Below are 3,411 nucleotides of genomic sequence, written 5' to 3' on the forward strand. Positions count from 1 at the left end.
AGCAGAAAATATTTATGGTACATGTCGCTGAATATGGCGAGGTAGATTAACAGGGAAGTAAACGATAATAAATACGCCCTTGTAAGATGCGATTCCCATATATCCCCTCTTTCATAAAAATTTCTCATGGCGGTCCTGAAATTTCTTACCGCACGCCAGAGCAGGACAATAAAAAAAATCATGCCTGCCGTCCCTGTTCCCACAATAATTTCAATATAGGTGTTATGTGCAAATCTCCGTTTTGTAAAGCCTTCCCTGTAAAAAAATTCCGCATATTTGGTTTCAGAAAATATATCCCTGAAGGTTCCGGGACCCGAGCCGAACACAGGATTGTCTTTAAATACATCCAGACCGACATGAAGATATGAAAGACGCCTGCTGATGGAAAAATCCTTCTTCTCTGCGAATACGCTCTTCTGTCGTTCCCAGTAGGCCTCGGGAATCAGAGAAATTATTATAACTGCAATAAATCCTATCAGGGAAAGCACAAAGCCAAACAGTTTCGGTTTCAGGCTGAAAAGATGCACGGCAATCAGGACAGGGAAAATGATAATTAATATCAGCGCCCCGCCCCGGGAATAAGTTAAAACAATGCCCAATAAATTTATCAAAAGCATGAGAATCAGCAATATCCTTTTGTTCCTTTCCCTGCACGTGAAGAGATAATGCGCAATAAAAGGCAGGCTGAAAATTGCCATAAGGGAAAAGTTGTTCGGGTCCACGGCAGCCCCCATGCTTCTTATAAATGTTTCATGTTTTACCGCGAACATGTCAATACCGAAGATAGTCCCGGCAATTCCCAAAAAGGAATTTATGGTAATGCTTGTCATAAGTATTGCCGGAAAGGTTTTTGCATAAACTTCCCGGGATGAGATAAAAAAAATACCGAGGACTATAAAGACATAACCCGCAAGTGCAAGCCCGATATTCGCAAACGCAGTTTGAGGATAGGGCGACATTAATGCCGAAATCAGGCTGATTACAAAATAAATGGCAATAAAAGGCCAGAGGTTTGAATTGATTTTTCCAACTGAGTCCCTCGCAATAACAAACCTGTAAAGCAGAAAACCGAGCAGGAAAAACCCCAAAATCCATGATATGTTAAACAGCTTGCTGTCTCCTGCCAGCCCGCGGTAAGCGGCAAATGGAATAAGAAATACGATAACATAATATCCTGCATGGGGCGAACGGAGTAAAAAAAGAAATGCCAGAATCAGAATAACCGGGACAAAGGCAAAGATATAAAATTCTGTTGTCAGGAGGAAAAGCGATACGGATGATAAAAGGAGCAGCAATACGCCTTCAAAAAATCCGAATGGCAGTGTTTCCCTGCTATTTCTCATTGTTTAAGCTATGCTTTCCTCCAGAAAATACTGGCGAATCATATAATAATTAAGCGGAGAAACCGGCCTATATTTAATTACATAGCTAAACCTGAAATCATCACCGGTCAGTCTTTCCTCCCTGTATATTTCTCCTGTGCAGACGGCAGTTTTCTTTCTTACTGCATTTTTTCTGTTTATTCTGCTTTCAGTCTCAAGCATGAAAAAGAGGTCCTTGGGAGCAGTAAGTTGATCATTGGTTTTAATTAGGAACATATCGGCGTTGATATCTGCCAGAGAGGCTGTTTTTTCATAAACAACCTCGCCATTCATCTTTGCTCCTATATTAACATACGCCTTTTGATGCCTTACCCTTTCACTCTCCCGCTTATCAGTATAAATCCCAAACACTCTTCCCCTGACAATTCTTTGCCATAAATACTTGAATGTTTTCAGAACAGCTTTTCTGGAAATCAGGGCGCAGACATAAATAATAATTCCGATATCTAAAAGATAACTTTGTCTGATTTTAATAAAACGATTGTCAAGCAAGGCCCTGATTTTCCTGGGAGTTGAATGTGGGGTGAATAACTGTGCAAAGCCGATGAGTCCCGGCTTTACTGAAAACCGGTTGTCATAGTTTTTGATATGCCGGCAAAACTTCTCATAAATCGCGGGCCGTTCAGGTCTTGGACCTACAAAGTCCATATCGCCTTTTATTATATTGAACAATTGCGGCAGCTCATCAAGACGCGTATCTCTGAGTAATTTGCCTATTTTTGTTTCAAGCTTATGACCCAGGGACAGGATCTCTGCGCCAATCTTCTGCTCTGCTTCAGGGGAGAGCGTCCGGAATTTATACATGATAAAGGGCTTCTTATTCAACCCGAGGCGGACCCCCTTGTAGAAAACCGGGCCTTTATCCGTGAGTTTTACAGCCAATAAGATTAATATCAAAACCGGGGATGAAAGGATTAAAAAAAACAGGGCATTAATTATATGAAAAAATCTGTTCAGGAAAACAAATCCTTTATAATACCCGCCGGTCAACTCGCTTTTGTCTTTTTTCGTTCCTTTAATAGCTATGTCCCCCTTATACAGTTTTCCAGCCCCTCTCGTAAAAGTATCTTATTTATCACATACATCCAATGTTAAATTATGGCACAACTTAAATTATAAGTAAATTTTGTTGTAAAATCTGTTAAAATATGACCTAATCTTAACAAGGGGCACTGAAAATGAGAGATGAGCCTAAAAGGGCGCTGATAGAAAAATCATTCAGAGGGCTTCCTATCTTCAAAAACCTTTCAGATCCGCATCTACTGCAGCTTTCAAATGACTTTATCACTCAACACGTAAAAAAAGGCGAAATTGTGTTTTACCAGTCAGACCACAGCACAGACCTCTATATCGTTCTTGAGGGGTCGGTAAGGGCGTCGCTCTTAGGTGAGGACGGGGATGAGCTGATACTTACGGCTTTTAATAAGGGCGATTTCTTCGGCGAGATGAGCCTCCTTGACGGCAAGCCGAGGTCCGCCACAATCATTGCAAAGGAAGATTCAACACTCGGCGTCTTAAAACGGGAACGGTTTCTCCGGGCAATTAAAAACGACCCGGCAATTGCCATTGACCTCCTCTCGGCAGTTGTGCAGAGGTTGAGGATGGCGGATAATATGATTGAGTCGCTTGCCTTTCTTGATGTAAATGAACGGCTTCTGAACCTGCTTCTGCAGATTGCGGCGACTGAGGGTGAAAAAGACGAAAACGGTTTTTTAAAAATTAAGAAGCTTACACACAGGGAACTGGCATCCCGCACCGGCGCATCAAGGGAGGCGATAACAAAAGTCATCAAGGTGCTGACATTCAGAAAAATCATTAAAGAGGATGAGGGAAACTTTTTGATTTCACCGGATGCCAAAAATATAACAGGCATGTCTTTGTAAAATTTCAGCAATTTAAAAATCCGACAGTAAAAGGAGAGACAAAAGTGAAAACTATTAAGTTATTATTTGCCATATCCTTACTAACAGTTTTTTTATTCCCGCAGGCCGCCTCTGCAATAGGGCTTGAGGCAGCGGCAGGCATCTGG

General features: G+C 41.6%; 3 protein-coding genes. 1 reads left to right on the forward strand and 2 read right to left on the reverse strand.

Features of this window, described 5'->3' with window-relative positions:
• A partial coding sequence (locus HZA10_11215; GenBank protein ID MBI5196871.1) for an O-antigen ligase family protein occupies positions 1–1,343 on the reverse strand: 1,343 nt, incomplete at its 3' end.
• Between the two features lie 3 nt (positions 1,344–1,346).
• Positions 1,347–2,372 carry a sugar transferase gene (locus HZA10_11220; GenBank protein MBI5196872.1) on the reverse strand — a complete coding sequence of 342 codons (1,026 nt, stop codon included), beginning with the start codon at positions 2,370–2,372 and terminating at the stop codon, positions 1,347–1,349.
• Between the two features lie 188 nt (positions 2,373–2,560).
• Here HZA10_11220 and HZA10_11225 point away from each other — a divergent pair, with 188 nt between their 5' ends.
• Positions 2,561–3,265 (forward strand): Crp/Fnr family transcriptional regulator, encoded by a 705-nt coding sequence (locus HZA10_11225; GenBank protein ID MBI5196873.1) that lies wholly within the window; start codon positions 2,561–2,563, stop codon positions 3,263–3,265.
• Positions 3,266–3,411: the final 146 nt, after the last annotated feature.

This window comes from Nitrospirota bacterium, from assembly GCA_016212185.1.
Taxonomy (GTDB): Bacteria; Nitrospirota; Thermodesulfovibrionia; order UBA6902; family DSMQ01; genus JACRGX01.